Source organism: Streptococcus mitis, assembly GCF_003942695.1.
GTDB lineage: Bacteria > Bacillota > Bacilli > Lactobacillales > Streptococcaceae > Streptococcus > Streptococcus mitis_BD.
The window spans coordinates 170012-194315 of record NZ_RJNU01000001.1 but is presented as its reverse complement, the minus strand read 5'-3'; the positions used below and the strand labels follow the sequence as shown (position 1 = coordinate 194315).

Here is a 24304-nt window from a genome sequence, read left to right as displayed (position 1 = left end):
AAGCAAGATAAGGAATCAAATTAGTCTTTATAAGAAAAATATGGTATAGTAGAATCATACTATCTATAAGGAGTTTCTATGTCACAGCATAAGCAAATGAAAGCTGTTTCTCCCCTTCTACAGCAAGTCATCAATATTTCGTCTATCGTCGGGGGAGTCGGCACTTTGATTTTCTGTATTTGGGCCTATCAGGCGGGTGTTTTACAGTCCAAAGAAACCCTATCAGACTTTATTCAGCAAGCTGGGCTTTGGGGGCCACCACTCTTTATCTTTTTACAAATCCTACAAACTGTTGTTCCGATTATTCCGGGAGCTTTGACCTCAGTGGCAGGGGTCTTTATTTACGGACATATCATCGGGACTATCTATAACTATATCGGTATCGTGATTGGCTGTGCCATTATCTTTTATCTGGTTCGCCTTTACGGTGCGGCCTTTGTCCAGTCCGTCGTCAGCAAGCGCACCTATGACAAATACATCGGCTGGCTAGATAAGGGCAATCGTTTCGAGCGGTTCTTTATCTTTATGATGATCTGGCCAGTCAGTCCAGCTGACTTTCTCTGCATGCTGGCTGCCCTTACCAAGATGACCTTCAAACGCTATATGATTATCATCGTTTTGACCAAGCCCTTTACCCTAGTGGTTTATACTTATGGTTTGACCTATATCATTGATTTTTTCTGGCAGATGTTTTGAGAATAGAAAAATCCGTTTGGTTTCCCAAGCGGATTTTTTGTTTGTTTTATTTTGCGACACTCTTAGCAAGGACAAAGTTTCCAAGTGTGGCAGAACCATTGCCTGCGACTGCTGGAGTGACAATGTAGTCACGCACGTCTGGTACTGGTAGGTAACCATTTAGAAGAGCTGTAAATTTCTCACGCACACGGTCCAGCATGTGTTGTTGGGCCATAACTCCACCACCAAAGACGATCACGTCTGGACGGAAAGTCACTGTAGCATTGACCGCAGCCTGAGCGATGTAGTAAGCTTGAACATCCCAGACAGAACTGTTGAGCTCAATGTTTTCACCACGAATACCTGTACGAGCTTCAAGACTTGGACCAGCCGCAAAGCCTTCCAAACAGCCCTTGTGGAAAGGACAAACGCCGTTAAATTCTTTTTCTACATCCATTGGGTGTTTGGCCACATAGTAGTGACCCATTTCAGGGTGACCGACACCTCCGATAAACTCACCACGTTGGATAACACCTGCACCGATACCTGTACCGATCGTGTAGTAGACCAAGTTTTCGATACGGCCACCAGCATTGTTACGAGCAACCACTTCACCATAGGCAGAGCTGTTTACGTCTGTTGTGAAATACATGGGCACACTGAGGGCGCGGCGAAGGGCACCAAGTAGGTCTACATTTGCCCAGTGAGGTTTTGGAGTCGTTGTGATAAAGCCATAGGTTTTTGAGTTTTTATCGATATCGATAGGACCGAAGGAACCGATGGCAAGGCCTGCAAGATTATCGAATTTTGAAAAGAACTCGATGGTTTTATCGATGGTCTCGATTGGAGTTGTTGTAGGAAACTGTGTCTTTTCTACAACATTAAAATTTTCATCTCCGACAGCACAGACGAACTTTGTACCGCCCGCTTCTAAGCTTCCATATAATTTTGTCATGATAAACCTCTTATCTTTGTTTTCTCTATTATAGCACATTTTAAAGAGCTAGATTTCTCAATATTTTAGATTTTCCTCTGTAAATCTTACCATCCAAGTAAAAACGAACAAACATAATATTTGTTCGTTTTGTTTTTAGATTTGATTTTCGAAAAGGACTAGGCTTTCACTTCGATGATAGCGTCACCCTTGACAACTGAACCGCTTGCGACTGGTGTCACAGAAGCGTAGTCTGCTGTGTTGGTTACGATAACCATTGTTGTGTCGTCAAGACCAGCAGCAGCGATTTTGCTTGAGTCAAAAGTTCCGAGAACATCACCAGCTTTGACCTTGTCGCCTTGAGCAACCTTTTGTTCAAAGCCTTCACCGTTCATAGATACAGTGTCGATACCAACGTGGATCAAGATCTCAGCTCCATTTGCTGTCTTCAAACCGTAAGCATGTCCTGTAGCAAAGGCGATCGATACTTCTGCATCAGCTGGTGCGTAAACCACACCTTGGCTTGGTTTTACAGCAATCCCTTGTCCCATTGCACCACTTGAAAAAACTGGGTCGTTAACATTTTCAAGAGCAACCACGTCCCCAACGATCGGAGTTTGGATTGTTTCGTTTTGAGGAGCTGCTGGAATGTTACCAGTTGTTTCTTCTTGGACCAAACGTTCTGTCGCAACTTCAGTAGCAACTTCTTCTTCGTCCTCGTAACCAAACATGTAAGTAAGGGCAAAACCAAGAACGAATGATACAGCTACCATAAGAAGGTATTGAAGCAATTGGCCGTTACCAACGTAAAGCATTGTACCAGGGATGATGGTGATACCATTACCAGTACCAGCAAGTCCAAGAATTGAAGCCAATCCACCACCGATAGCACCAGCGATCAATGAAAGGAAGAATGGTTTACGGAAACGTAAGTTAACCCCGAAGATAGCAGGCTCTGTAATACCGAGGAAGGCAGAAAGAGCAGCTGGGAAAGCAAGTGTTTTCAGTTTAGGATTTTTAGTTTTAACACCAACGGCAACAGTTGCAGCCCCTTGAGCTGTCATCGCTGCAGTAATGATGGCGTTGAATGGGTTCACATGGTCAGCAGCAAGCAATTGCACTTCAAGCAAGTTGAAGATGTGGTGTACACCTGATACGACGATCAATTGGTGAACCCCACCGATGACCAAACCACCAAGACCAAATGGCAAGCCAAGAATCGCTTTTGTTCCGAAAAGGATATAGTTTTCAACCACGTGGAAGACTGGTCCGATGACAAAGAGTCCAAGGATAGACATGACCAAAAGTGTCACGAATGGTGTCACCAAGAGGTCCAAGACATCTGGAACCACTTTGCGGAGAGCTTTTTCAAACTTGGCTCCGACTACCCCGATGATGAAGGCTGGAAGTACGGAACCTTGCAAACCAACAACAGGAATGAAGCCAAAGAAGTTCATAGCTGTTACTTCACCACCTGATGCTACAGCCCAAGCGTTTGGAAGTGAGCCAGAAACAAGCATCATACCGAGGACGATACCAACAGCTGGATTTCCACCAAATACGCGGAAGGTTGACCATACAACCAAACCTGGCAAGATGATGAAGGCTGTATCTGTGAGGATTTGGCTGTAAATGGTAACATCTTCTGGAAGTGTCATTCCAAGAGCATTCAAGAGACCACGAACACCCATGAAGAGACCAGTTGCTACGATAACTGGGATGATTGGCACGAAAACGTCACCGAAAGTACGGATAGCACGTTGGAACCAATTTCCTTGTTTAGCAGCTTCTGCTTTCATGTCTTCTTTAGAAGATGTTGGCAAACCAAGCGCAACGACTTCGTCGTACATCTTGTTTACTGTACCAGTGCCAAAGATAATTTGGTATTGACCTGAGTTAAAGAAAGCTCCTTGAACTTTATCCAAGTTCTCAATCACTTCCTTATTGATTTTCCCTTCATCTTTGACCATGACACGTAGACGAGTCGCACAGTGGGCAACACTGTTGACATTTTCACGTCCGCCAAGGGCTTCGATGACCTTTTTTGCAATATCCTGATTGTTCATTTGCAAAAATCTCCTTATAAAAATTTTGTTCTTGTTTGAAAGCGATTTTATTCGCCCTACGACTATTATTTTATCACGTTTCTAAAATATGTCAAGCGTTTTGCAGAAATTTTTATTCCCTTCTTTTTTCTCTGATTATTTTTGCTCGTTTTTGAGGGATATTTTCTTTTTCCTCAAAAAAATATCTTTATATTAGAGGATTCAAAGCTTTTTATTTACATTTTCTTTCATTTTTTCGTGAAAATTTGCCAGATTTCCTTTACTTGATTTCTGGCAATCGTTTGACATGTTTTTCTCTTTTTTAACATAAAAGGCTTGCTTTTTTTGCCGAAAACGTTTACTATTAATAATAGAATAGAATAGAACTTATGGAGGAAAGATAAAATGGAATGGACAACTGAGCGCCGTTACAGACGCTATGAAGACTGGTCTAATGATGAAATCAAGCAAATCAAGGAAAAGATGGCACAATCTCCTTGGCATACTCGTTACCATGTCGAGCCTAAAATGGGGCTTCTCAATGATCCAAATGGCTTTTCTTATTTCGATGGCAAATGGATTCTCTTTTACCAGAACTTCCCCTTTGGTGCAGCCCACGGGTTGAAGTCTTGGGTGCAGCTTGAAAGTGATGATCTAGTACACTTCACAGAAACTGGAGTCAAAGTTTTGCCAGATACTCCATTAGATAGCCACGGTGCCTACTCTGGTTCTGCCATGCAATTTGGCGATCAGTTGTTCCTATTTTATACTGGAAATGTCCGTGATGAAAACTGGATCCGTCACCCTTACCAGATTGGTGCTTTGATGGATAAAGATGGCAAGATTACAAAGATTGACAAGATCTTGATTGACCAGCCAGCAGACTCTACTGACCACTTCCGCGACCCGCAAATTTTTAACTTTAAAGGTCAATATTATGCTATCGTCGGTGGACAGGACTTGGAGAAAAAAGGCTTCGTCCGTCTCTACAAGGCTGTAGACAATGATTACACAAACTGGCAAACAGTTGGCGACCTTGACTTTGCTAACGATCGCACTGCCTACATGATGGAATGTCCAAATCTGGTCTTTGTAGGCGAACAACCTGTCCTTCTCTACTGTCCACAAGGATTGGATAAGAGTGTTCTAGACTATGACAATATTTATCCAAACATGTACAAAATCGGGGCTTTCTTTGATCCTGAAAATGCTAAAATGGTAGATGTGTCTCCATTGCAAAATCTAGACTATGGTTTTGAAGCCTATGCAACTCAAGCTTTCAACGCTCCAGATGGACGTGCATTGGCAGTAAGTTGGCTTGGGTTACCAGATATTTCCTACCCATCTGACCGTTTTTACCACCAAGGAACCTTCTCATTGGTCAAAGAACTTACTATCAAAGATGGGAAACTCTACCAATATCCTGTCTCAGCCGTCAAAGAACTTCGTTCTTCTGAAGAGGTCTTCTCAAATCGTACTCAAACCAAGAACACCTATGAACTCGAGCTCAACTTGAAAGCCAATAACCAAAGCGAGATTGTCTTGCTCGCTGACAAAGAAGGCAAGGGGCTTTCAATCAACTTTGACCTTGTCAATGGACAGGTAACAGTGGATCGTAGTCAGGCTGGTGAGCAGTACGCCCAAGAATTTGGTACAACTCGCTCTTGCCCTATCGATAACCAAGCTACTACTGCCACTATCTTCATCGACAAGTCAATCTTTGAAATTTTCATCAATAAAGGAGAAAAAGTATTTTCTGGCCGTGTCTTCCCACATGCGGATCAAAATGGTATCCTCATCAAGTCTGGAAATCCAACTGGAACTTACTATGAATTAGATTATGGTCGCAAAACTAACTGATGTCGCAAAACTTGCAGGCGTCAGCCCCACTACCGTCTCACGAGTCATCAATAAAAAGGGTTATCTATCTGAGAAAACCATTCAAAAAGTCAATGAGGCCATGCGAGAATTGGGCTATAAACCCAACAATCTGGCTCGTAGTCTTCAAGGGAAATCGGCTAAGTTGATTGGACTTATTTTTCCAAACATCAGTCATGTCTTTTATGCGGAGTTGATTGACAAGTTGGAACACCAGCTCTTCAAAAATGGCTACAAGACCATCATCTGTAACAGCGAACACGACTCGGAAAAAGAACGGGAGTATATTGAAATGCTGGAGGCCAATCAGGTCGATGGTATCATTTCTGGAAGTCACAACTTGGGAATCGAGGACTACAATCGTGTGACGGCACCGATCATTTCCTTTGACCGAAATCTATCACCAGACATCCCTGTCGTCTCCTCTGATAACTACGGTGGCGGGGTTCTCGCAGCCCAAACCTTGGTCAAGACAGGAGCTCAGTCTATCATCATGATTACAGGAAATGACAACTCTAACTCACCGACTGGACTACGCCATGCTGGCTTTGCCTCTGTTCTCCCGAAAGCGCCTATTATCAATGTTTCGAGTGACTTTTCTCCCGTCCGAAAAGAAATGGAAATCAAGAATATCTTGACCCATCAGAAACCAGATGCTATCTTTGCTTCTGACGATTTGACAGCCATTTTGGTTATCAAAATCGCTCAGGAGCTAGGTATCTCTGTTCCTGATGAGCTCAAGGTCATCGGTTATGATGGGACCTACTTTATCGAGAACTACTATCCTCACCTGACAACGATTAAGCAACCTATGAAAGAGATTGCCCTACTCACTGTTGATCTCCTCTTGCAGAAGATTGAAGGCAAGGAGGTTGCGACAACTGGTTACTTCTTACCAGTAACCCTATTACCTGGAAAAAGTATTTAATACTCTTCGAAAATCTCTTCAAACCACGTCAGCTTCCATCTGCAACCTCAAAACAGTGTTTTGAGCAGCCTGCAGCTAGCTTCCTAGTTTGCTTTTTGATTTTCATTGACTATAAACACAAGAAAACTCAGACTGATTTGTCTGAGTTTTTATGATCTTAAGTTTTCGAGATAGCGCTGGGCTGTCTCTAAGTTAAAGGTTTTATCTACAATAAGGCGCTCTACTAGGGGAGCAACTTCGGACTCACTAGCACCTGCTAGGAGAGCTAGGGATTTGGCCTGCAATTTCATATGGCCCTGCTGGATTCCCGTACTCACCAAGGCTTTGAGGGCCGCAAAGTTCTGGGCGAGACCGATAGACACGATAATCTGAGCTAATTCTTTGGCTGAAGGATTTCCCAGTAGTTCATGACTGAGGGCTACACGTGGGTTGAGTCCGATAGAGCCACCCTTGGTCGCTACGGGCATGGGTAGGGTCATCTGGCCCACCAATTCTTCTCTTTCCATGTCCAGCGTCCATTGACTAAGACCTTGATAGCACCCATCTCGACTGGCAAAGGCATGAGCCCCAGCTTCGATGGCACGCCAGTCATTACCAGTGGCAATCAAAATGGCATCAATACCATTAAAAATCCCTTTATTGTGGGTAGCTGCTCGGTAAGGATCAGCCTGCGCAAACTGACTAGCCAAGGCTATTTTCTCCGCAATTTCTCGTCCTTGATCCCTTTGAGGACTCAAGTAGCGAAAGGCGATACGACAGCTTGCAGTCACCAGAGAATCGGTCGCGTAGTTGGACAGGATCCCCATAAGGCTCTGTCCTTGACTGAGTTCTTCTAAGACTGGCTTCAAGGCTTCCAGCATAGTGTTGAGCATATTGGCTCCCATGGCTTCCTGGGTATCAACATGGAGATAGACAACGAGAAAGTCTGTTTCTCCTTTGATCTGCTCTACATGCAAATCACGCGCCCCGCCACCACGTTTGACGATAGAAGGATAGGCTTGATTGGCAAGTTCCAAGAGCTCAGCCTTCTTGCTGGTAATCTTCTCCTGCGCTTGTTCAGGCTCAGCAACTTGATAAAGGGCTACCTGACCGATCATCTGGCGCTCATGTACTTTAGCAGTAAAGCCACCTGCTCGCTTGATGATTTTGCTGGCATAGCTGGCCGCAGCAACTACTGAGGGTTCTTCTGTCACATAGGGAACTGTGTAGTTCTGACCGTTCACCAAAAGCTCTGGAACGATCGAATAAGGCAGAGAAAAAGTTCCCACCACATTCTCACTCAGCTGGTCTGCAACTGCCAAGCTGACTTGTTCATCCTGCTCGAGACTCGTTTGCTTTTCAGGACTAAGGAGCGCCTGAGCTCGCAACAACTCCAGGCGCTCATAGTATGATTTTTTAGAAAATCCATTCCAACTTCTCTTCATTATTTTTCAACCTTGCTATAACGGCGTTGGTGGTTGACAATTTCAACCAAGGCATAGTCTTGATATTCATAACCTGCAAATTGGGCTGAGCCAGACTCATCCAACTGCAAGTCTTCGAAGAAGACTTTTTCATAGTCGGCAACAGACAATGCTGTACGTTGCTTGAGTCTGCTCAAGCGCTCCTTATCAAGGTAAGTCTCATAGCCTTCGACCAATTCACCACTAAAGAACTCTGAAACAGCTCCACTTCCGTAACTGTAGAGGGCAATTTTATCTCCAGCCTTCAAAGTCTCTGCATTTTCCAAAAGAGAAAGGAGGCCGAGGAAGAGGGAACCTGTGTAGATATTCCCAATCATCTGACTGTAGAGAATGGACTTATCAAAGTTCTCTTGCAAACTATCCTGTTTTTCTTTAGACAAAGTTTTGTCCATCATCTTGCGCAAGCCTTTTAGGGCCAACTTAGGATAAGGCAAGTGGAAGCAGATAGCCGCAAAGTCATCCATAGTCCAATCATAGCGTTTCTTGTATTCATCCCAAGTCGTTGTCAGGCAATCAAGATACTGTTGGGTCGAGTACATGCCGTTTACATAAGGAGTGCTTGAGTAGTTCGGACGCCAGAAATCCATGATGTCGCGCGTTTGGGCAACGTTATCATTGTTAAAGGCCATGATGCGTGGATTTTGGGTGATCAACATCGCCACACTTCCAGCACCCTGAGTAGGCTCACCAGGAGTTCCCACACCATACTTGGCAATATCACTGGCAATGACCAAAACCTTGGACTCTGAAGAATTTTCCACATGTAATTTAGCATAATGAAGAGCAGCTGTTGCTCCATAGCAGGCTTCTTTGATTTCAAAACTACGAGCGAAAGGCTGAATGCCTAATAGGCCATGAACAAAGACCGCCGCCGCCTTACTCTGGTCAATCCCTGACTCGGTCGCCACGATGACCATATCGATTTCTTCTTTTTCTTTGTCTGTTAAAATAGAGTTGCTTGCACTAGCTGCCAAGGTAACAATGTCCTCAGTCAGTGGCGCAATACTAATTTCATTTAACAAGAGTCCCTTGCTAAATTTTTCGGGGTCAACTCCCCTCGCTTCTGCTAAGTCTTGTAATTTCAAGACATATTGACTGGTCGCAAAACCAATCTTATCAATACCGATTGTCATATTTACCTCTGTTTTTTCATTCATTGTAAAAAATCGTTTCATTCTATTTTATCACAAATAGGGACAAAAGAGAGAAAAAAGACTTGATTCACCAAATCAAGTCTTTGCTTTGATTGCATTAGGAAGAGATTCCTCGTTGTTTTCGGATATAGTGATAAAGCTTTAGAATTACCGTTCCACTTGCCATTCCGATAGAAATGACCAGAGCTAACATAACTACCAAAGTCGCGCTGGCAATAGCATGGCTGTAATCGCCTGTCACAAAGAACGCTGTCGTCCGATAGGATAGATAACCTGGCACCAAGGGGGCAAGAATGGCCAAGACAAAGACCACTGCTGGTGTCCTATAGACAATACTTAAAATCTGGCTGATACAAGAACCAATTACTGCTGCGATAAAGGTCGCAACAATAACATTGGTTGGTTCTTTGAGCACGAGATAGAGGAGCCAAACGCCCATTCCCAAAATACCACCAGGCAAGAGCATGGAACGCTGGACATTTAGTACGATTAGAAAGGTGATAATGGCGAGCAAACTTGCCACCGCTTGGAGTAAAATACTTGTTAGAGTCATCTTATGTCATCAAAACCAGGGCGACAGAGGTGCCTGCCCCTAAAGCAAGGGTAATGAGCAGAGATTCAAACATCTTGCTCATACCAGAGTTGATATGGTTGGTCATGATATCCCGTACCGCATTTGTCAGAGCAATCCCTGGAACAAAGGGCATGACCGCTCCTGCTATAATCAGGTCTGCCGTCGAAGGAAATCCTGTATAGCGGGCCCAGAACTGGGCAATCAAACCAAAAACAAAGGCACCCGCAAAAGCTGTTACAAAAGGAATTCGGATAAACTTCTCGACATAGAGAGAGAAGGCAAAACCAAACAAGGTCGCAACGCCTGCTCCAAAAGCATCATAGACATTACCGCCAAACATAATCGAGAAGAAAGGGGCGCTGAGGGTTGCTGCTACAGTCACTTGAAGCTTGCTATAAGGAAGAGCTTGATTTCTGATTTCCTTCAGTTTTTTAAAAGCTGTAGAAAGATCAATCTGACCACCCACAAGCTCCCGTGATACTTGGTTGACATCACAGACTTTTTCGATGTTATAGGAGGATGACGTCACCCGTTTCATCCGAGAAATATTGGTGTTTTCAATCGAAAAGAAAATAGCTGCGGGCATGGCAAGAACATTGCAATCCACTATTCCCTGTGAATGGGCAATGCGAATCATAGTGTCCTCAACCCGATGAATCTCCGAACCACTTTTCAAGAGAATGGTTCCAGCTAGCATAATCACATCAATGACAGCATTTAACTCTTTTGATTCGTCCATTTTCTACTCCTATTTTCTACTCCCTTTATTCTATCACAAAAGTTCATGAAAAAAAATCTTTGTCATGATTTCATGACAAAGATTGGGTTAATTTCGTTCATTGCTTGACGTTCTACTGCCATCTGAAGAATCCGTTGTAGGGGTGCTACCTTGATTGTTACTCTGTGAAGGCGTCGTGTCTGTTCCTGGATTTCCGTGTTGAGACGAACTTGATGAAGAAGGAAGTGGTTTTGGTTTATAAATAGAAATCTTAACACGTGTTTTATTGAGATCTACCTTTTCTCCAGGTTTAGGGTCCTGACTAACAACTGTTCCTGCAGTAGTTCCTTCAGGAGCAGTTGATACTTCCACAACTTCGATATTGGCCTCTTTTACACCAACAATCTGAGTCAAATTGTTCTTAGTAAATTCAAGACTTGAACCAATGTAACTTGGCATCGAAACGCTGGTCACCTTCTTAGCAACTGTTAAGGTAATCGTGCTGGCTTTCGTGAGGTCGTAAGTACTTCCTGCAGCTGGGGTTTGCCTAATGACTGTTCCTGGATCGCTTTCGCTAGATTCCTCTTCCTCGATCTTGATAAGATTTTCTGGAACCTTTTTCTCTTTGAGCTCTGCGACAACATCCGAGGACTTACGTCCTACATAGTTACTTAGTTGGAAGGATTGCTTACCTGATGAAACGATTAGATTTACTTTGCTTCCTTCTTTTCGACCGCTTCTAGCTTCTGGATCTGTTCGAATGACGCGACCTTCGGCTACTGTGTCGCTGGCCTCGGTCTTTTCTTCACCTACTTCAAAATTAGCTTTCTTCAGTGTTTCTTTAGCTTCAGCAACTGTCTGTCCCGATACATCTGGAATAGCAATAGTCGCTGGAGTTCGGGAGAAGATCCAAATCAAAGAGGCTGCAACTAGCAAGGCACTGGCCAGTAAAATCATGTAGCGAGCTTTAAACTTCCGTTTTTTCGTTGGTTTTGGTACTGGTGCTTCATCTACCACCTGCTGAGTCTGCTGTTTTGATTGAGGTCGCTCTAATTGTGGCTTAGCCTTAGGAATAGAGGTCAGAGTGCTTTGTGGAACCTTAGGCAAGGTCTTGGTAACAACCTTGCTTGCCTCATCAAAGACTAGCTTTGGTTCTCTCCTACGATTGTGAGACAAACAACTCGACAAGTCCACATACATTTCTGATACAGACTGATAGCGATCTGTCAATTTCTTGGCCGTTGCCTTGATAACGACATTTTCCAAAGCTTGCGGTACTGCTGGATTCTCAGCAATAACAGATGGGAGTGGTTTTTGGAAATGCTGGAGGGCAATAGTCACTGCACTGTCCCCATCATAAGGGATATGTCCAGTCAACATTTCATAGAAAATAATCCCCATAGCATAGATGTCACTCTGCACGGTTGCCTTGGAACCACGCGCCTGCTCAGGTGAGAGATAGTGGACTGAACCAAGCATGGAGTTGGTCTGTGTCAGACTGGTCTCTGCAAAAGCCACGGCAATCCCAAAGTCTGTAACTTTGGCAGTTCCATCTGGTGTCAATAGGATATTTTGAGGTTTCAAATCTCGGTGGATAATCCCTCTCGTATGCGCCAGACGCATGGCCAAGAGAATCTGTCCCATAATACGGACGGCTTCTTCGTTTGAGAGAGGAGAGTGTTCTTTAATATAACGTTTGAGGTCCAGCCCTGCCACATACTCCATAGCTAGATACTGCTGACCGTCTTCCTCACCGATATCTGTTATTCGAACGATATGGGGATGATCCAGATCCGCCATGGCTCTCGCTTCACGTTGAAAACGTGCCACAGCAATCGGATCTGTCTGATAGTTAGTCCTCAGGACCTTAACCGCCACTTCTTCCCCGTCTAGGATCAAATCCTTGGCCAAGTAAACATCCGCCATGCCTCCTCGACCAATCTGTTTGATAATCCGATATCGTCCGGCAAAAATCTTGCCGATCTGGATCATTCTACTTCCTCCTCATTCATGTGAACAAGGGCAACCGTGATATTGTCTAAACCACCTGCATTGTTGGCAAAACGAATCAAAGTTGCCGCCTTGTCTGCCAAGGAAATATCACTTGTTACAATATCGTAGATATCGCTTCCTGAGATCATATTGGTCAAGCCGTCACTGTTGAGCAAGAGGTAGTCTCCTGGCTCGAGGCTAACCATGCCAAAATCTGGTTGAATTTCATCTTTTTGCCCAATGGATTGGGTAATGATATTTTTCTGCGGATGAATTTCTGCCTCCTCTGGAGTTAGCTGGCCAGCCTTTAGCAGAGCATTAACCAAAGAATGATCACTTGTGAGCTGGCGATAATCTTCACCACGGATCAAACCGATACGAGAATCACCGATATGGGCATAAATAGCTTGATTTCCAATAATGGCTACTGCTTCAAGCGTTGTTCCCATCCCCTTATAGGCTTCGTCTTTCCCCATCTGATGAATTTTTTGATTTTCAAGTTCCAGATAGTGGGCAAACCATTCACGGACCTCATTGACGGTGTCGATTTGGGTATCAACCCAAGCCACGCCTAGGTCTGTTACCGCCATCTCACTAGCAATATTGCCTGCACGGTGTCCTCCCATCCCATCAGCCAAGAGGATCATGGTGCGCCCTGCTCGGTTGACAAAGTGATTGACATAGTCTTGGTTATTTGTTCGTTTCTGACCAACATCTGTTAATAATGCTATTTCCATTGTGTCAGTTCCTTCCTAATCAGATATCTTGCGGAATTGGCTGATAAAGAATCCATCACTTCCGTACAATTCAGGAGTGATCAAGATACAGCCGTCCTTCAAAATATCCTTGCATTCGTGTTCTAGTTTAACCTGCTTAAACTCGGGGTGACTTTCTAAAAATGCCTCAACGACGTGAAAGTTTTCCTCTGAGACGATAGTGCAGGTACTATACGTTATTATACCACCTTTTCGTAAGGTTTGACAAACACTACCTAGTATTTCCAGCTGAATTTGCTGTAATGATGCGAAATCCGCCGTTTCTTTATTGTATTTGATATCTGGTTTGCGACGCAAAAGACCAATTCCAGAACAAGGAGCATCTACTAAAATCTTATCAAACGAATCCTTCCCAAAAAACTCATGTACTTTTCTGGCATCCAATTTTTGCGTTTGAACCCGATCTGCCACACCCAGACGCTGGGCGTTTTCTTGGATCAAGTCCAACTTGTGATCATAAAGGTCCAAAGCCGTTACCTTACCCGATGTGAGGTAAGAGGCCATATGGACTGTTTTTCCGCCAGGAGCGGCACAAGCATCCAGAACCTGCTCATCGCCTTGTAAATCAAGAGTCGGAGCAACCAGTTGACTGGACTCGTCTTGGATGGTTATAGCCCCTTCTGCGAACAAATCATGTCCTGCAAAGTGGCCTTGCTCCTTGACCAAACCAGAAGCGGCCAAAGGTGAATCACTCGCCTCTAACACGGCTTTGATTTCCTCCTTTCGACTCAAGTCGGTCACTCGGATGCTGGCTTTGTTACGCACCAAGAGACTGTCAAAGATGGCTTGCGCTCGCTCTTCACCGTATTCTTCCTTAAGCTTAGACACTAGCCAAACTGGGAGAGAATAGGAAATGGAATCACGCTTATTTTTTCGCTTAATGCTGTCAATATCTGGCCAGCCTTCTCGCAAAATACGACGAAGGACGGCGTTGACCAGTTTTTCACTGCCTTTTTTACGGGCTTTGGCTAGTTCCACCGCTTCATTGACCACTGCGTGATTGGGAACCTTATCCAGATACCGAAGTTGGTAGGCGCTCAGAAGAAGCAGGATATAGAGCCAGCTATCTAGCTTATCCCGGTCTTCGATAAAGTGGGACAGGTACCATTCCAGAGTGAGTTTGCGAGCTACCGTTCCGTAGACAATCTCTGTCACTAAGCCCTTGTCCGCTGCCGAGAGTTGACTCCCCTTGAGGTGTTTGTTTAAGGCAATATTGGAGTATGCTTGGTTCATCAAAACATCCTCTAATACTGCTAGAGCTAGACTTCTAGCCGTTTCTACTTTAGTCACCAAATCGTTCTCCTACAGTCAATGTCCGTCCCACTCCGTTGAGGAAGGAAGCGATATCCATCTTAGGTTTACCAGCTGGCTGCACTTGCTTAAGAAATAGAGCCCCTTCTGCCGTAGCGACGATCAATTCCTTCTTGCCAATAGAGAGTATCTCACCTGGATTTCCCTGACCTTCTACTGGCAGGGCTTCATAGATCTTGAAGCGGTCTCCCTTGAGAAAAGTATGGGCAACAGGCCATGGATTCATCCCTCTGATTTGGTTAAAGAGTTGACGGTTAGTCTTATTCCAGTCCAATTTTTCTTCCTCTGGTTTGATATTTGGCGAGAAAGTGACCTGGCTTGGATCCTGAGGCACAGGCTTAATCTCCCCAGCAATATAGGCAGGTAGGGTATCCAAAAGCAAGTCACGACCTACAATCGCTAATTTCTCAAATAAGGTTCCAACATTATCCTCATCTGTGATGGGAATGCTACGACGGGAAATCATGTCTCCAGCATCCATTTCCTTGACCATCTCCATAATGGTCACACCAGCTTCCTTATCCCCTTGAATCAGAGCATAATGAATGGGCGCACCACCACGGTGTTTTGGAAGGAGGGAAGCGTGAACATTGACCGCAAAATCCATGCTATAAAGGAGTTTACTTGGGAGAAACTGCCCAAAAGCAGCAGTGATAATCCCATCAGCTCCTAGCTTCATAATGGCTTCCATCTCTGGACTTCCAGATAATTTTTCAGGCTGGTAGATAGGAAGGCCTGCTTCTTTGGCAGCCTGCTTGACTGGTGTTTCTTGGATGACTTTTTTACGGCCGACAGCGCGGTCTGGCTGGGTCACAACTGCTAAAATCTCGTAACGATCATCTGATAACAACCCCTTCAAAACTGTTGCTGAAAAATCGGGAGTCCCCATAAAGATTAGTTTTGTCATTTATTCTCCTTCTTATAAAAATTGTTGCGGTTCATGGTCAATACTGAGACGAAGCTCGCTATTTTCACGCTTTTGAGTCAAGGCCAAAACCCGGTTGAGAGTCTGTCCCAGCTCATCTTCTAAACGGTATTTAATCAAAATCTGGTAATGATAAAGGTTGTGGGTACGAGCAATGGGTTTTGGTGTCGGTCCAAGGATTTTACTAGTTTCCGACAAACCTGAGCGCAAAATCCCCATGACTTCATAGGCACGTTTGACAACCTCTTCTTCTTTCTTGTGAGAGAGGGTAATCCCAATCGTAAAATAATAAGGCGGATAGCCGAGTTGGCGCCTGATACTCATTTCATAAGCATAAAAGCCTTCGTAGTCCTGATCCTTGGCAAAACGAATGGCATAGTGCTCAGGATTGTAAGACTGGATCAAGACCTGACCAGCCTTTTCCGCACGACCTGCACGGCCTGCCACCTGAGTTAAGAGCTGGAAGGTTCTCTCAGAAGAACGAAAATCAGGCAAGTTTAGGGCCGTATCCGCATTGAGAACTCCGACCAAAGTCACATTGGGAAAATCCAAGCCCTTGGCAATCATCTGAGTTCCCAACAAGATATCTGCTTCCCCTCGGCCAAACTGGTCAAGAAGAGCTTGGTGACTGCCTTTCTTGCGGGTCGTATCCACATCCATCCGCAGAATACGGGCCTGAGGAAAGAGTTCTGCCAGTTCATCATATGCTTTCTGAGTCCCTGTACCGTAGTAGCGAATACTGCGACTCTGACAGTTGGGACAGACATGAGGAATCCCCTTCGAAAAGCCACAGTAATGGCAGTTCATGGTCTTGGTATCCATGTGGAGAGTCAGAGAAATGTCACAGTTGGGGCAGCTATCTACCGTCCCACACTCTCGACACATAACAAAGCTAGAATAACCCCGGCGGTTGAGCATGAGGACCACCTGTTCTTTTTTATCCAGGCGATTTTGAATGGCCTCTAGCAAAGGAGGCGTAAAGTTTGACGTCTCATTCTGCCCAATATAGTCTCGAAAGTCAATCACTTGAACTTCAGGAATAGTGGCTAAAGGATTAGCCCGTTGGGTTAGACGTAAGTGGTGGTAGACACCTTTTCCAGCCCTCGCACGGCTTTCTAAGCTCGGTGTGGCAGACCCAAGTACGAGAGCTGCTTGATTGTACTGGGCCCGTAGAATGGCGACCTCTCTAGCATGATAACGCGGATTGCTGTCTTGCTTGTAACTGGCTTCATGTTCTTCATCAATAATCATGACACCCAGATTTTTCAGAGGAGCAAAGATGGCCGATCTGGCCCCAACCACAACTTGAGCATCTCCACGCTCAACCTTGCGCCATTCATCGTACTTCTCACCATTAGACAAGCCTGAATGAAGGATGGCCACTTTCTCGCCGAAACGAGAAATAAAGCGCTCGGTCATCTGAGGTGTCAGAGAAATCTCAGGTACCAGCAAAATGGCTGTCTTGCCCTTGTCCAAGGTTCCTTGGATAATCTGCAAATAAACCTCTGTTTTCCCACTTCCTGTAATCCCTTGAAGGAGGAAAGGAGGTTGCTGACTGCCAATAGCACTGATAACAGCATCGCGAGCTTGTCTTTGCTCTGGGTTCAGCTCCAAAGGTCTACTTACTTCAATGCCTTCGAAATAAGCAGCTGAACGTTGCACTTCCTTTTGAACTAGGGTTAGCGCTCCTTGATCCACAAAAAAGTTGACTTGCTCCCTCGAATAAGACTCTAGCAAGCTAGCCAGAGGAGCACTTTCCGCATGAGCAAGCAGATAGTCTCTCAGCTCTGCCTTTTTCTTAGCACGCGCAGAAATCTCAATACCTTCCAACTGTTCAACATGGACCTCATACCAAGACTGGGTCTTGACCTTCTTTTGATCGACAGCCTGGTACTCTAAGCGGAGCAGACCTTTTCTGGTCAAGCGCATCATTTCTGCCTGCTTGGCTAAATCTAGAGAAGAAAAGGCTAGCGAATCTTCAGAACCAAACAAGCGCTCTCTGTCTGCCTGACTTAGGCCTTCTAAAGGATAGAGAATCTTATCATAACTGGAGTTTAAAAATCCTGGAAGCATGGCTTTTAGGATGGAGATTTTGTAAGAAAAGACAGACTTGCGTAATTCCTCAGCTAGCCAGAGTTGCTCCTGAGTCAAGACGGGAGAAAAGTCCAGCACTTCTGCAATCTCTTTCAAGTCCTGATCTGCCATCTCTTCATCCGACTGGGACTCCAAGCCTAGCACAATCCCTTGGATCAAACGATTGCCTTTACCAAAAGGAACGTGAACCCGCATACCGACTTCTAGCATGTCTACAAATTCCTCAGGGACCTTGTAGCTATAGGGCTGGTCCGTCTGCATCAGGGGAACATCCACTATAATCTTTGCGATAGCCATCTTCTCACCTCCTCCTTGTCAGTAAATTCTTGCAATAGAAAAAATAAGATTGAGTCCCCCCAACCTTAAATTTTTTCACCATCTTCTTTTTCTTTAGCGATTTGCTCTTTGATTTTCTTTTCTTCTTCTTCTTTGCGGCGTTTTTCTTCTTCGATACGGAGACGAACCGCTTCACGTTTTCCTTCTGGATCTGGGTGAATGGTTACATTTCCAGACTCGATTTCTTCCAAAGCACGAAGAGTTGATTTTTCAGACTTAAACTCTTGAGTTGCTGGCGCACCTGCTTCTAGTTCGTGGGCACGTTTTGCTTCCAAGATTACGAGTGAATATTTTGATGGCACCTTGTCTAGCAAGGTATCGATAGAGGGTTTTAACATCATTTGCTTGTACCTATTTCCTATAGTTTATCGAGTGGTTGGAGATTTTGGCAACATCTCCTGGTAGTGACCAATGACACGGTCCACACGGAAGTGTTCTGCTTCGATCACACGCTTGACACGTTCAGCAGCGAGGGGCACCTGATCGTTGACAATGGCATAATCATACTCACGCATGAGAGCAATTTCTTCCTTGGCTTTTTCGATTCGTTGGGCAATCACTTCAGCGCTATCTGTTCCACGACCTACCAAACGATCTTGTAATTCATCCAAATCTGGTGGTGTTAGGAAGATAAAGACAGCATCTGGAACCTTTTTCTTAACCTGAAGAGCTCCTTGGACCTCAATCTCAAGGAAGACATCGATTCCCTTGTCCAGAGTTTCATTGACATAGGTTAGAGGAGTTCCATAGTAGTTACCGACATATTCTGCATATTCCAACATCTGACCTTGACGGATCAGCTCTTCAAACTCTTCACGAGTACGGAAGAAATAGTCCACTCCGTCCACTTCACCAGGACGTTGCGCGCGCGTCGTCATCGATACAGAATATTGAAATTGATTCTCAGAACTCTCAAAAATCTCTCTTCTAACCGTTCCTTTCCCAACTCCTGAAGGACCAGAAAAAACGATTAGCAAGCCTCGGTCTGCCATTATGTCTCCTTTAGTTAGTCTGTGAAATAAAGTAAAATTTCTTTCGGATACTGATGATAGCGTCAGTTATTCTTCTACAGTCTTTCTATCTAGTGTAACAAAAAAGCAGTAATTTTTCAACTGCTCTTTCTTATTTATTTAGCATAATCTACTGCACGAAGTTCACGGATCACGGTTACCTTGATATTTCCTGGGTAATCGAGATTATTTTCAATTTTCTCACGAACTTTGTGAGCCAAGATTGTGACTTTGTCGTCCTTGATTTGTCCTGGATTAACCATGATACGGATTTCACGTCCTGCTTGAAGGGCAAAGCTATTTTGCACTCCTTCAAAGCCATTGGCGATTTCTTCCAAATCATGGAGACGCTTGATATAGCTTTCAAGAGACTCGCTACGAGCACCTGGACGCGCTGCACTCAAGGCATCTGCTGCAGCAACGATCACTGCAATGACGCTTTCAGCTTCGACATCACCGTGGTGGCTAGCAATGGTATTCACTACAACTGGGTGTTCCTTGTACTTACGAGCCAACTCCGTACCAATCTCAACGTGGCTACCTTCAACCTCGCGGTCAATAGCTTTCCCGATGTCATGAAGGAATCCAGCACGACGGGCAAGAGCTGCATTTTCACCAAGTTCACTCGCAATGATACCAGATAACTTAGCAACCTCAATCGAATGACGCAAGACATTTTGTCCATAAGAAGTACGGAACTGCAAGCGTCCCATGATCTTCATCAAGTCTGGATGAAGGTTTGGCGCACCAATCTCATAGGCAGCAGCCTCACCATATTCACGGATTTTATTGTCAATCTCTTGACGGTTTTTCTCCACCAACTCCTCGATACGAGCTGGGTGGATACGGCCATCCTTGAGCAACATTTCCATGGTCATACGAGCAATTTCACGACGAATCGGATCAAATCCTGACAAGGTTACCACTTCGGGTGTATCGTCGATAATCACATCAACCCCTGTCAAACTTTCAAAGGTACGAATGTTTCGCCCTTCACGACCGATAATGCGCCCCTTCATGGTATCATCTGGTAGGTGAACTGTCGAGTTTGTTGACTCTGCTACATAGTCACCAGCGATACGCTGCATAGCCTGAACCAAGATATCTTTCGCAATCTTGTCTGAACGTTCCTTCACTTCTTGCTCAGCCTCACGAATGCGGCTAGCAATTTCCTTGGTTAAGTTTTCCTCTGTCTGAGCCAAGATAATATCTCGAGCCTCAGTTTGAGAAAGGGAGCCGATACGTTCAAGTTCAGCTTCTTTTTGTCTTTCGACTTCCTCTAATTGCTCTTCACGTGCATCAAGGTTTTTTGCTCTATCAGAAATACTTTGTTCTTTTTGTTCAAGTGTTTTTTCTTTGTTCGTCAAATTATCGTCCTTACGGTCAAGGCTCGCAGCTCTCTCCGTCAAACGACTTTCAATTTGCTTGAGCTCCTGACGTTCTGACTTAAATTCAGCGTCCACTTCTTCACGGTATTTTCTGGCTTCCTCTTTGGCCTCCAATAGTGCTTCTTTTTTAAGAGACTTGCTTTCGCTCTTGGCTTCATTTAGCAATAAATCCGCTTCGCGCTCAGCTTGTCCTCGTAAATTAGTTGCTTCTTGTTCAGCATTTAGAAGCATCAACTCTGCAGCTTCTTGAGATGATTTCATCTTAGCTGAGATGCTGACATATCCAATGACTAAACCAATGATGACGGCAAAAACAGCAATCGCAAGTGTCATGATTTCCATGTTTTTACCTCATTAAATTTGTTTATCGAATGACATACATTCCTTAATATTCTATCATAAAAAACCGATTTTCACAAACCCAAATTGAAGAGTTTCTATTGAAATTTAGACAAAGAGCCATCTACTTCTAAGCTCTATTGTATTAATTCATATAATGGAATGTGATTAATTGTAATTTGCCCCTTCGATTCCAAATGTAGGCATTTTTTTATAAAGTTCTGATATTCTGGATCTTCTAGTTTCTCTATGTTATTAATTCGATAATCATCTTTTATATTCTTGTCTACAACATCATAGTATATTTCAACTAGACACTCCTCTATTTCATAACTAGAATAATTATAGTTACGATAAAATACCTTATTGGTTTTTTCTGATAAAAATAAATTTCTTAGCCCTATCTTCCATAAACACGATAAAAGTTGAGAAAGATAGGCTTTTTTCTTATTATATAATTCTCCATCTACGTTCGAAAGATCATATGAAATTGCTATAAGATCCTCAATATTAAAATCTACAATCTTTGCTAACATTTCAAAATGAAAATATCTGTCAGACTCAATTAACTTGTTATACTTATCTATCCCATAAAAATACATATAACATTCAAAAAACAATACTAGAATACTATCAATTTCTTCCCAACCATTCATACTCTTGATAATACAATCTGCCCTCTCGCTTTCATCAGTTTTATTTGAAAGTTCTTCTAACGACTTCTGGAACCCTCTCAAACTTAGTTTTGAATCTTTATCTTGTACAACTCTTTCTTCTATATCCGCATAATAAATTTTAAAAATCAAAGATAGAATTTTCCCAAGGTCATCATCTCTCAATTTACTCTTTTTCAAAATGTTATCTATGACTTCTTCTGTAGATACCATTCGATTATGATTCAGCTTAAATTTATGATTAATGAGTTTTTCCTTTGTTGACTTAATTTCCTCACTATTTAAAATGACAATAATTTTAAATCTTTTATTCTCAGAAAGATAGTCAATATAACCCAACAAATCATTGTAATCTGAAGGATTATCTGAAGAATTATCTAGAGAATTATCTGGAGAATTATCTGATTTCCCTGTATATGAAACCCGTTCAAAATCATCAAAAATAATGATAGAATCTCGCTTCATCAAATCCGTTCCAACTGTTTTAAAGAACCATTTAAAAACTCCTCCAACAAGTGGAATAAAGTCCAAATTTCCAAGTATGGATTGTTTTTCTATTTCATTGATCAATATTTTCTCGGCTTGCTCTCTTGTTTTTATCCCAAAGCAGGAAATATAGTAGATTTCTTTCTTTTTGTAGATTTGATTTTCAAAGAACGTCTTTATAAAAAATGTTTTCCCACTCCCCCAAGAACCATCCAACCAGAAGACATTATGAATAGAGTCTGGACTATTTAAAAATTCCACCAGATGAGTTTGATAAGGATAGTCATCCAAGTCATATTCCGGAAATAGCTCTGGGTCCAGTTTCTTATAACTAACTTTTTTAAAAATTATGTCTAAAAACCAGAATAGTATTGTTGGTATAGTCAGTGCTAACAATATTATTACACGATTCACATACAAAATTGAAATAATATCTTTTAAAAAATTATAATTAGATACAAATTTATAAATAGGTAAAGTAAAGCGTTTAAATTGTTCAATCTCAAGTGCAAGATATAGTACCCATATACTGGCTATAAATATTTTGTACCACTCAACAATTCTAACATTACTACTCCATGATGGCCTTTTCAATAAATATTTCAATGGTTTGAAATTCAGAAAAAAATTAAGAATCCTCGTCATTATATTTTTCATATATACCCCTTTTAATCTATATTATCATGATTATACCACAAAATAAGAGTTATAAAGCGGATTCAAGGACAAGAATCTAGTTATTATACTAAAATTTTTCACTGATTTCTTAACTTAGGAAATCTGTCATTTTCCAAAAAATTTTATCTTCAATTTAATAGCTAAAATTTCTACAATAAAAAAGCCTACCTTTCAGTAGACTTAGTAATGATCTTTGAAGGACAAGAAAGCCACGCTATCTCCATCTATCATATAAATCAAGCAATTTTCTGCATCAATGCGCCGCGACCAAGCTCCTTGGTAGTCATACTTGAGTGGTTCTGGTTTCCCCATTCCTACAAAAGGATCGCGTTGAATATCCTTGATTAATTTATTGATTCTTTTTAATGTTTTCTTATCTTGGTTTTGCCAATAGCAATAATCCGCCCAGGCATCTTCTGTAAATTTGAGCAGCATTCCTCACTCCTCAATAACATGGACCTGAGTGCTTCCTGCTCGGACTTGAGCCATTCCTCGCAAGACCTTGTCAGAAAGTTCCTTGTTTTGAGCGATTCTCAGGGTTTCCTGAATACTATCCCACTCGCTCTTTGAAAGGACTACAATATCCTCATCTGGATTTTTATTGACCACCGTTAAAGGCTCAAATTCATCATTTACCTTCTTCATGTAGTCTTTTAAATGATTTCTGAATGTTGAGTAAAGGACCGCTTCCATAACCATACCTCGTTTTACCTCTTTTCCACTATTATACACAAAAAGAAAGAAATTGTCAGGAACTTGTACAAGATTTTTCTTTTCTATCTATTTATTCGAAAATCTTCTAAAAAAGCCTACCTTTCAGTAGACTTAGTTTGTTTCTATTCTAATGGGCACTCGACCAAAATTCTGCTCTGCGATGCTTGGCTGTCCTAGTTGGTAAATCTGGTCTGCCTTTTGAGTCATAGCATCCCAAGGTTCTTTGCCAATTCGGCTGACTAGATGGACCTGCCCTTTCAGAGACTTGAGATGTTGTCTGCCTTTTTCGGTAAAGCCAAGGACATGGATAGCTTCTGGAAAGTCGCTTTCTCTGGCCTGCACCAAAATATAGGTCAAGAGGCGTCTCACACGCGCCTTGGTGTAGCGTTTGGTCGCAACCGCCTCGACCAATTCGTCAACAGACTGAGCCGTCTTGATAGCATCCTTGATGCGCACAGCCATTTCTTGATTGACCTGATAGATGGTGGTTAGGTCTGGATTTGACAAGATTTGATAGCGTAAGAGTTGAAAATAATCTTCCCAGATCACTTTACTAGTTTTTTCAAAAAGCTCTACAGAAGGCATAAAGCGTTCTAAGAAATCTTGGTCTGATTGATGCTGACGGAGAGCTGTTGCCGAGGCGAAGTCCACATCCTTGTCCACAGAATGATAACCCGCTCCCTGACGCTGAATCGGATGGAGTTTGATTCTACGTCCCGCAACCGCCTTGGCATAAGCTAGTGCTAGAACATGATTAGGGGTATTGCCCGAAAAATCAAGACCTGCAAATTCCTTCCACATGGCTTGGGTTTTCTGGGGATAGGAGAGAGAATCAGACAGATTTTCCACAAAATTCTCCATCTCTCTACCTTGCTCGGTGTATAGGTCGGCAATTCTCTGATAATCCAGAACTTCCTCTGTCCCAAAAGCTAGCCTATCAATACCCAAGCGAGCCAAGATATCCACAGCTCCTTGACCAAAAAAGTCTGCTGCCTGAACACTGACTAAAAAGGGCAATTCCACTACCAGATCCGCTCCATTTTCCAGCGCCATCTGAGCCCGTGTCCACTTGTCCACGATAGCCGGCTCTCCTCGTTGCATGAAATTTCCAGACATGACCACAATTTTCAACCCCTTCGTCTGCTCAAGCAGGTATTTGTGGCCATTATGAAAAGGATTGAACTCCGCGATAATACCTGTGATGGTCATGAT

21 protein-coding genes are annotated in these 24304 nt (G+C 43.1%); 3 read left to right on the top strand and 18 right to left on the bottom strand.

The window, feature by feature from the left end:
- Positions 1-78: 78 nt before the first annotated feature.
- Positions 79-696 carry a TVP38/TMEM64 family protein gene (locus D8852_RS00865; RefSeq protein WP_084868372.1) on the top strand — a complete coding sequence of 206 codons (618 nt, stop codon included), beginning with the start codon at positions 79-81 and terminating at the stop codon, positions 694-696.
- A 46-nt stretch (positions 697-742) separates the two neighbouring features.
- Here the strand turns inward: D8852_RS00865 and scrK are convergent, their stop codons facing one another.
- Both scrK and D8852_RS00855 read right to left on the bottom strand, forming a co-directional pair.
- On the bottom strand, positions 743-1630 hold the full coding sequence (gene scrK, locus D8852_RS00860; RefSeq protein WP_125424694.1) for a fructokinase ScrK: 888 nt from the start codon (positions 1628-1630) through the stop codon (positions 743-745).
- 158 nt (positions 1631-1788) lie between these two features.
- On the bottom strand, positions 1789-3675 hold the full coding sequence (locus D8852_RS00855) for a sucrose-specific PTS transporter subunit IIBC (protein ID WP_125424693.1): 1887 nt from the start codon (positions 3673-3675) through the stop codon (positions 1789-1791).
- Positions 3676-4059: 384 nt separating this feature from the next.
- Here D8852_RS00855 and D8852_RS00850 point away from each other — a divergent pair, with 384 nt between their 5' ends.
- Positions 4060-5514 (top strand): sucrose-6-phosphate hydrolase, encoded by a 1455-nt coding sequence (locus D8852_RS00850; RefSeq protein WP_125424692.1) that lies wholly within the window; start codon positions 4060-4062, stop codon positions 5512-5514.
- Entirely contained in the window at positions 5495-6460 is a 966-nt protein-coding gene (locus D8852_RS00845; RefSeq protein ID WP_125424691.1) for a LacI family DNA-binding transcriptional regulator, read from the top strand. Before D8852_RS00850 ends, D8852_RS00845 begins: the two co-directional genes overlap by 20 nt.
- 149 nt (positions 6461-6609) lie before the next feature.
- Here the strand turns inward: D8852_RS00845 and D8852_RS00840 are convergent, their stop codons facing one another.
- The 16 genes from D8852_RS00840 to D8852_RS00765 all read right to left on the bottom strand — a co-directional run bounded on the left by D8852_RS00840 (position 6610) and on the right by D8852_RS00765 (position 24301).
- A complete protein-coding gene (locus tag D8852_RS00840) occupies positions 6610-7884 on the bottom strand; it encodes a hydroxymethylglutaryl-CoA reductase, degradative (RefSeq protein ID WP_125424690.1) in 1275 nt (424 codons plus the stop codon).
- The gene (locus D8852_RS00835; RefSeq protein ID WP_125424790.1) at positions 7884-9056 is read right to left on the bottom strand and encodes a hydroxymethylglutaryl-CoA synthase; all 1173 of its coding nucleotides are present in this window, start codon (positions 9054-9056) and stop codon (positions 7884-7886) included. Before D8852_RS00835 ends, D8852_RS00840 begins: the two co-directional genes overlap by 1 nt.
- Positions 9057-9174: 118 nt before the next feature.
- A complete protein-coding gene (locus D8852_RS00830) occupies positions 9175-9630 on the bottom strand; it encodes a threonine/serine exporter family protein (protein WP_125424689.1) in 456 nt (151 codons plus the stop codon).
- A gap of 1 nt (position 9631) precedes the next feature.
- Positions 9632-10390, bottom strand: coding sequence for a threonine/serine exporter family protein (locus D8852_RS00825; RefSeq protein WP_000344526.1), 759 nt, complete (start codon positions 10388-10390; stop codon positions 9632-9634).
- Between the two features lie 87 nt (positions 10391-10477).
- The gene (gene pknB / locus D8852_RS00820) at positions 10478-12361 is read right to left on the bottom strand and encodes a Stk1 family PASTA domain-containing Ser/Thr kinase (protein ID WP_125424688.1); all 1884 of its coding nucleotides are present in this window, start codon (positions 12359-12361) and stop codon (positions 10478-10480) included.
- Entirely contained in the window at positions 12358-13098 is a 741-nt protein-coding gene (locus tag D8852_RS00815; protein ID WP_000401538.1) for a Stp1/IreP family PP2C-type Ser/Thr phosphatase, read from the bottom strand. Before D8852_RS00815 ends, pknB begins: the two co-directional genes overlap by 4 nt.
- A gap of 15 nt (positions 13099-13113) precedes the next feature.
- Positions 13114-14427 (bottom strand): 16S rRNA (cytosine(967)-C(5))-methyltransferase RsmB, encoded by a 1314-nt coding sequence (gene rsmB, locus D8852_RS00810; RefSeq protein ID WP_185755557.1) that lies wholly within the window; start codon positions 14425-14427, stop codon positions 13114-13116.
- The gene (gene fmt / locus D8852_RS00805) at positions 14420-15355 is read right to left on the bottom strand and encodes a methionyl-tRNA formyltransferase (protein WP_125424686.1); all 936 of its coding nucleotides are present in this window, start codon (positions 15353-15355) and stop codon (positions 14420-14422) included. The genes rsmB and fmt overlap by 8 nt, the downstream gene beginning before the upstream one ends.
- Before the next feature lie 12 nt (positions 15356-15367).
- Positions 15368-17764, bottom strand: coding sequence for a primosomal protein N' (locus D8852_RS00800; protein ID WP_125424685.1), 2397 nt, complete (start codon positions 17762-17764; stop codon positions 15368-15370).
- Between the two features lie 65 nt (positions 17765-17829).
- Positions 17830-18144: a DNA-directed RNA polymerase subunit omega gene (gene rpoZ / locus D8852_RS00795; protein WP_002874282.1), complete on the bottom strand. Its 315-nt coding sequence runs from the start codon at positions 18142-18144 to the stop codon at positions 17830-17832.
- 24 nt (positions 18145-18168) lie between these two features.
- The gene (gene gmk / locus D8852_RS00790; protein ID WP_000775041.1) at positions 18169-18795 is read right to left on the bottom strand and encodes a guanylate kinase; all 627 of its coding nucleotides are present in this window, start codon (positions 18793-18795) and stop codon (positions 18169-18171) included.
- 134 nt (positions 18796-18929) lie between these two features.
- Positions 18930-20543, bottom strand: coding sequence for a ribonuclease Y (locus tag D8852_RS00785; RefSeq protein ID WP_044021238.1), 1614 nt, complete (start codon positions 20541-20543; stop codon positions 18930-18932).
- Positions 20544-20677: 134 nt separating this feature from the next.
- A complete protein-coding gene (locus tag D8852_RS00780) occupies positions 20678-22357 on the bottom strand; it encodes a P-loop NTPase fold protein (RefSeq protein WP_125833797.1) in 1680 nt (559 codons plus the stop codon).
- A 201-nt stretch (positions 22358-22558) separates the two neighbouring features.
- Entirely contained in the window at positions 22559-22813 is a 255-nt protein-coding gene (locus D8852_RS00775) for a Txe/YoeB family addiction module toxin (RefSeq protein ID WP_125424795.1), read from the bottom strand.
- Between the two features lie 3 nt (positions 22814-22816).
- The gene (locus D8852_RS00770; RefSeq protein WP_000388572.1) at positions 22817-23071 is read right to left on the bottom strand and encodes a type II toxin-antitoxin system Phd/YefM family antitoxin; all 255 of its coding nucleotides are present in this window, start codon (positions 23069-23071) and stop codon (positions 22817-22819) included.
- A gap of 132 nt (positions 23072-23203) precedes the next feature.
- Positions 23204-24301 (bottom strand): nucleotidyltransferase, encoded by a 1098-nt coding sequence (locus D8852_RS00765; RefSeq protein WP_125424796.1) that lies wholly within the window; start codon positions 24299-24301, stop codon positions 23204-23206.
- Between the last annotated feature and the right edge of the window lie 3 nt (positions 24302-24304).